The following is a 6,475-nucleotide window of genomic DNA, read 5'->3' as shown; positions in this document are numbered from 1 at the left end:
AAGCACTATGCGTCAGCTATGCACTTCCGCCACCTCGCGGTGTGCTAGAGACTTTCACTCCTTAGTCGATTGCGCTGCCAAGCGCACAAAAGACTGTCGCGAATCTTCGCGACAGTCTTCATGATTACTTCCACAATTCCTTGCGTTTGTTATAGTTGTCCGTATAGATCTTCTCCAGCTTATCGAGACCGGCCGCTTCCATTTCCTTCATCATCGTGTTGTACAGCTCCGTAACCGCCGTTTCATTCTCAGCCATGACTAGACGAGGGAAATACTTGGACTTCGTTTCCGACACCTTCTGCTGCATGATCGCCTCCGGCGTACCGCCGCTTGGACCCAGGTTATCGTAAATCGCCGTATCGAATGAGGTATCCGCCAAGTTTTTGATCGCGAGCTTGGAAACTTCGTCGGTTTCGTAACGTCCGATCAAGTCGTAAGGCGTACCGTCGGAACCCGGGCCGTTCTTGATCGCCCATGTCCATTTGCGGATACCGCTTTCCGTCGAATATGCGCCCCAGTCTTTCTTGAAGCCTTCCAACACTTCCGGACGCGGCACATGCTTGCCGTCCTTCATATCCCAGTGAACGCCTTCGACGCCCCACATCAGCAGGTACTGCCCTTCTTCGCTTGCCAAGTAATCCAGGAATTGAATGGCGCGAACGGCATCCTTGTTGCTCTTCGAAATGCCGATGCCATCCCATCCGAGGGAGTTCTTCGGACCGTAAGTCGTCTTCGCAGCATCAACGCCCGGCGCGACGACTTTATACGGGTAGAACTGGCTTTCTTCCTTCTTCGACGGGTCCGCCGCCGCTTCTTTCAGAATCGCATTCGGTTTGCCGACGTTCCAGAACGCATCGGCCGTGGAGAAATACGCGCCGCTGGACAATTTCTGTTCGTACTGCTGCGTCTTGTTCGTCGCCCATTCCTTGTCGATAAGGCCTTGGTTGTAGAGCGAGTTCATGAACTTGAGCATATCCAAGTATTTCGGGTCTTTCATATCGATCTTGAGCTCGCCGTTCGTTTCATAATAAGGCATAATGCCGTACATGCCTTTGAACGTATCCATAATCGCGCCCATATTGTCACCATTGAAGGTCATGGCCGTCGTCTTCTTGCCATTCACTTCCGGATATTTGTCCTTGAACGCTTTCAACAGTCCAACGAATTCATCCGCCGTGAACGGCTCGCCGTTGCTCGCTTTGTCGCCCGCGCCGAGCTCTTTCATCACGTCCATGCGCATCAGGAAGCCGAATACCGGATATTGCTCCAGACCGTACCAGTTGGCCAAATAATAGTTCTTCCCGTCCGCGGAACGCGTCTTATTGAGCGTATCGCCGTACATTTCCTTAATGTGCGGCCCGTACTTATCGATCAAATCGTTCAGCGGCATCAGTGCGCCTGCCGCAATATATTTGTCGAGCAAATCGCCGCGTCCGATCGCCAGCATATCCGGCAGGTCATTGCTTGCCAGCATGAGGTTCAGCTTCTCGGAAGGATTGCCCGTCGGCTGTTGAATCTCGATTGTAACCCCTGTTTTTTCCGTAATCGCTTTGGCAACCGGATTGTCGAACGCATCGCCGGTGTTTTTATCGAAGAAGGTGAAGGTGATTGGAGAATTGTCCAGCGCTGCCGGATTATTATCGCTTTCTCCCGTATTGCTCGATTCGTTCGCAGTCGTATTTGAATTCGTATTCGAAGATGTATTTCCATTCGTAGACGGCGCATTGTTGCTTCCGCAGCCTACAAGCAAAGACAGCACTATCCCCATTGTCGCGAGTAACTTTACTTGCCCGTTTCTCCTCATTGCAGATCATTTCCCCCTCTAGCTATTTTGGCAGCGATTTCATACAACCGGGGTCCCTGGCGGCGTAAGAAACGCTCTGCTTAGCTCTTATTGTAGACAAACGCCCCTGCCGCGTTCTATACAACTTTGTTAAGAAATGTAACGGAAAACATCTATCATAGATAAGTGATCGTCCTCGGAATACGGATTTGAACGGTCGTTCCGATGCCGATTCTGCTGTACACTTTCACCCCGTACGCATCCCCGTACACCAATTTAATCCGCTGATTGACGTTATAAATGCCGTATCCTGCAGGCTGTTCGGTCTGCTCCGTCATTCTCGCCAGTATAGGGCGGGAAATCCCCATACCGTCGTCAATGATGCTGAACACGATATCATCGCCGTCCGCGCAGAGCTTGATGACGATATTGATGCCGCTCTCGTCGTCCCATATCGCATGATTGATGCAGTTTTCGATGAACGGCTGCACAATTAATTTCAAGGTGATGTAGTTCAGGAGCGACTCGTCCAGCTTGTAATGCACGTTGAACAAGCCATCGAATCTCGTTTTCTGAATGGACAGGTAGTGCTGGGTCAGCTTGATCTCCTGGGCGATCGAGATGCTTTTCTTCCCTTTGTTCAAGGAGATCCGGTAAAATCTCGCCAGCTCGTCTGCCATCTCATGGACCTGCATATTGTTGTTCTTGATCGCCAAAGCCGAGATCGACGCCAGCGTATTATAGAGAAAATGAGGCGTGATTTGCGCCTGCAGACTGTTCATCTCCGCGTCCTTCTTCGCAACTTCCTTCTTGTACACGTCATTGATCAGACCTTGGATGGTCGAGGCCATCTTATATAGCGCGAAAGACAGCTGCCCGACCTCGTCGTTGCCCATCGGCTTGTTCGATAAGTCGAACGAGCCGCGCTCCACCTTGCGGATTTGCTGAAGCAGCCACTCGAACCGTTTCGTCATGAACTGGCTTGTCGCGTAGATCATAATCATGGCCGCAGCGATGCAGCCAAGCGAGATGAAGAGCATTTTTCTCGTCGCTTTCCCGGCTTGTCCGAGCAGCTCATCGTACGGCACCATCACGACGGTTCGCCATCCGTTCCTCAGCGGTTTCTGTATGACAAGCATCTTCTCTTGCCCGTTCTCGCTGTACAAATAACTGCCATTGTAGGTTGCGGAAGCGCCTTTGAGCGCACGAATATCGGCAATATTGCGGATGCTGGCGTCCTTCATTCCGGACGTAATGATGCCCCCGTCCTCATCGGCGACGATAACCGATTTGTTCTTGGTCTCTTTCTCGATCAACGAATAAATTTCGCGTTCCGTCACTTCCATCGTCAAGATGCCGTAAGGGTAGTTCAAACTCAAGTAATTGAGCGACCGCGCGAGCGTTATGCCTCTGCTCTTCGCGTCCGTGTCCTCGAGGTAAAAGACCGTAATGTTCCCTTCCGCCTCGAACGTTTGCGTAACTAATCGCCCAGGCAGCTCATCCATATGCTTAATAAAATAACCGTCCGATGGCAGTGACCGATTGTCCGTATAGAGGGTAATAAACTTCAAGTTCGGATTCATCGCCAGCATCTTGTAGAACGTCTTGTTGATATAGTCGTATGCATCCAAATAAGACACATAGTTCTTCTCATAACTGGTAATTAGATAATTGCGCAGCTCTGTATCCAAATAGATCAAGGTGGAAATTTGCTTGTACATCTCCAGCTTGTTCTCGATATTGTTATTGATCTGATCGATGGTGCTCCCGACGTTCGTAACCGCTTGATCGACGATTTGCTTCTTGGTCGTTTGGTTCGAATAGAGGACGAGGAACGAGATTGGGAGAATCGTGACAATCAAATAAACGAGAAACAGCTTGCTCCTCAGCCGCCGGTTAATGAAGTTGAAATGCACTTTCCGCAAGGAATTATAGAAACTTTTTGCGATATTCATTCGGCGTGACTCCTTGCGTTTTGTAGAAGAACGAGCAGAAGTAGGACGTGTTGTCATAACCGACGCTCTTCGCCACGTCGTGAATCTTCAATGTCCGGTTACGAAGCAGCTCGACGGCCCGCGTCAGGCGCACCTTGGTCAAATACTCATGAACCGTGCAGCCTTTCTTCTCTTTAAACAACACCCTCAAGTAATTCGGAGACAGATATACCTTCCCCGCCAGATATTCAATCGTCAGCGATTCGCCATATTGGCTCTCGATGATTTCCACGACTTCTTGGACGAGCGCGGCATGCGGGTCCTGCTGTTTAGTCGATAGATATTGTCTGATCGTCTCGAGAAGCGCAGCGATGTAACCTGTGATTTCATCCATCGTATTCCGTGTTTCAATCGTCTGTATCCATTCATTCACTTCGCCGACTCCCATGTTGGCGCGGTCTTCGTACTTCAGCAATTCCGCATGAATAGCCTGGAGCAGCTGTTTGGATATCTGAACGACCTGTTCTCTATCTACGCGCATTCTCTTCAACCGCTCATAGCAGCTGTGGAGCTCATTCAGGAATGGCTGCCCCTCTGCATCAGACAGACTTAGCTTCTGCAGCAAAATATCACTCTCCAAAGTGACATCCACGTCCACAGTCACAGTCACAGTCACAGTCACATTCACAGTCGCATCCACCTCAGGAGAATGCTGAACCTCTCCGGCGTGAATGATGTGTCCATGCCCGAGATAGAATCGTTCCTCCACAGCCGCGACGGCTTCCAAGAACATGTCATGCCCCTCATGAAGCTGCCGCCCCAGGCCCTCGCCGCCGATTCCGATCGTTACCGGTTCCCCTAGCGTCTCCATGAGCGCAGTCGATAGGCTCTGCCATAGACCATCCTCTGCTCCACCAGCCGCAGAAGGAAGGATCACAACCCAGCCTAGCTCATGGCTCAGCAGCATGGCTCCTTCAGATAGAGGTTGGGAATTCAGCTTCAGCACCGATTGGATGACCGCGGAACCTTGGTTTTGATCCACGGCAGGCTGGGCAGATCCGCTTATTAAAGCGATTACATATTGCCTTGCGACAACCTCCGGCGCTACCTTCGCAAGCTCCGCCAACGCTTGTTCGCGTATGGCGCTATCCGCGGCGGTCACCAGCTCCCCCAAGTATTTCGAGATCAGCACCTGCTTGGAACGACGCAGCAATTGTACTTTCTCGATCTCCCCCTTCACCTTCTCCATCACGGCCGTCAGCTCGCGCCGATCGATCGGCTTCAGCAGATAGCCGACAGCCCCCGCTTCAAGCGCGGACTTCACGAATCGGAACTCATCATGTCCGCTTAGGAAGACGATCTTCATCCAATCGTAGTGGGATTGAATGAGCGAGGCCAGTTGGAGTCCGTCCATGATGGGCATTCTGACATCGGTGAGCACGATGTCCGGCTGCAGCGCCTGAATTTGCTCCCACGCTTTCTTGCCGTTCTTTGCCGTGCCGACGACCTCAATCCCCAAGCTCTTCCAATCTATGAAATGCTGCATGAGATCCATCTCTATCACTTCGTCATCGACTAAAAAAATGCTCAGCACCACTCGGCGTCCCCCCACGGTCAAATGATGTTCCCATTATACTACCGGCTCCCCGCGCCATGTAGCGCCTTCCGGCATAAAAGACGTTTTGCCGCACGTTTCATTACATTGTTATATTGAAGGCCGTAAATTTAAGCCCGTATAATTTCAATTATTACATGGGATCGAGGTGCACAGATGGAAACCGCCGTACAACCTATTAGCCAAACTAGCGTTACCCCTGCCAAAACGAAAACGATCAAACACCGGCTGATCGCGCAACGATATCTTCTTCTCATGCTGCTGCCAGCTGCCGTCTGGGCGCTCCTCTTCGCGTATTTGCCGATGGTCGGTCTGTACATGGCCTTCGTGAACTATCAACCGTCGCTCGGCGAATTCTGGACCCAGCTGTTCCACAGCGATTTCGTCGGCATGTATTGGTTCGATTATTTCTTCAACAACGGCGATTTCTACATCATCATGCGAAACACGCTCGCCTCGACGCTCCTCACGCTTCTCGTCTCTTTTCCCGCTCCGATCATTATCGCGATCGCGCTGAACGAAGTGAAGAATGCCGTATTCAAACGGACGGTACAGACCGTATCCTATCTCCCTCACTTCATCTCCTGGGTTATCGCCGCGAATATTATCGTGACGGTTCTCTCCTCCGACGGGATCGTCAATAAACTGCTGCAATCACTCCATATAACCCATCAAAGCATTCTGTTCCTCCAGGAAGGCAAGTACTTCTGGTGGATCGTCGCGATCGGCAATACGTGGAAGGAAATGGGCTACAGCTCGATTATTTATCTCGCCGCGATTTCCTCGATCAATCTAGAGCTGTACGAAGCGGCAAAAGTAGACGGCGCCGGCCGATTCAAGCAGATTATCTACGTGACCCTGCCGCATCTGAAGCCGACAATCGTCATTCTGCTCATTCTATCGCTGGGCGGCGTTCTCAACGCGGGCTTCGATCAGCATTTCTTGCTCGGCAACGGCTTGACCCAGGAATATTCCGATGTCTTATCGACGTATTCGTTCCGCTACGGGTTACAGAATTCGATGTTCTCCTACGCGTCCGCGGTCGGGCTATTCAACTCCGTCGTCGCGTTCATCATTATCGTCATCGTCAACTTCTCGTCCAAGAAGCTGAATAACCAATCGCTATTCTAGAGTAGGAGGTCC

General features: G+C 51.2%; 4 protein-coding genes. 1 reads left to right on the top strand and 3 read right to left on the bottom strand.

From position 1 onward, the window contains the following. Window positions 1-124: 124 nt before the first annotated feature. The 3 genes from A8990_RS22115 to A8990_RS22105 all read right to left on the bottom strand — a co-directional run bounded on the left by A8990_RS22115 (window position 125) and on the right by A8990_RS22105 (window position 5,311). Window positions 125-1,804: an ABC transporter substrate-binding protein gene (locus A8990_RS22115; protein ID WP_181909712.1), complete on the bottom strand. Its 1,680-nt coding sequence runs from the start codon at window positions 1,802-1,804 to the stop codon at window positions 125-127. A 155-nt stretch (window positions 1,805-1,959) separates the two neighbouring features. Further along, window positions 1,960-3,738, bottom strand: a complete 1,779-nt coding sequence (locus A8990_RS22110; protein ID WP_116191224.1) for a sensor histidine kinase — start codon at window positions 3,736-3,738, stop codon at window positions 1,960-1,962. After that, window positions 3,713-5,311, bottom strand: a complete 1,599-nt coding sequence (locus tag A8990_RS22105) for a response regulator transcription factor (RefSeq protein ID WP_147306850.1) — start codon at window positions 5,309-5,311, stop codon at window positions 3,713-3,715. Before A8990_RS22105 ends, A8990_RS22110 begins: the two co-directional genes overlap by 26 nt. Before the next feature lie 177 nt (window positions 5,312-5,488). Here A8990_RS22105 and A8990_RS22100 point away from each other — a divergent pair, with 177 nt between their 5' ends. Further along, window positions 5,489-6,463: an ABC transporter permease gene (locus tag A8990_RS22100; RefSeq protein ID WP_116191222.1), complete on the top strand. Its 975-nt coding sequence runs from the start codon at window positions 5,489-5,491 to the stop codon at window positions 6,461-6,463. The last annotated feature ends 12 nt before the right edge of the window (window positions 6,464-6,475 follow it).

It is taken from the genome of Paenibacillus taihuensis (assembly GCF_003386535.1).
GTDB lineage: Bacteria > Bacillota > Bacilli > Paenibacillales > Paenibacillaceae > Paenibacillus_Z > Paenibacillus_Z taihuensis.
This window is presented reverse-complemented; position numbering and strand designations above follow the sequence as displayed.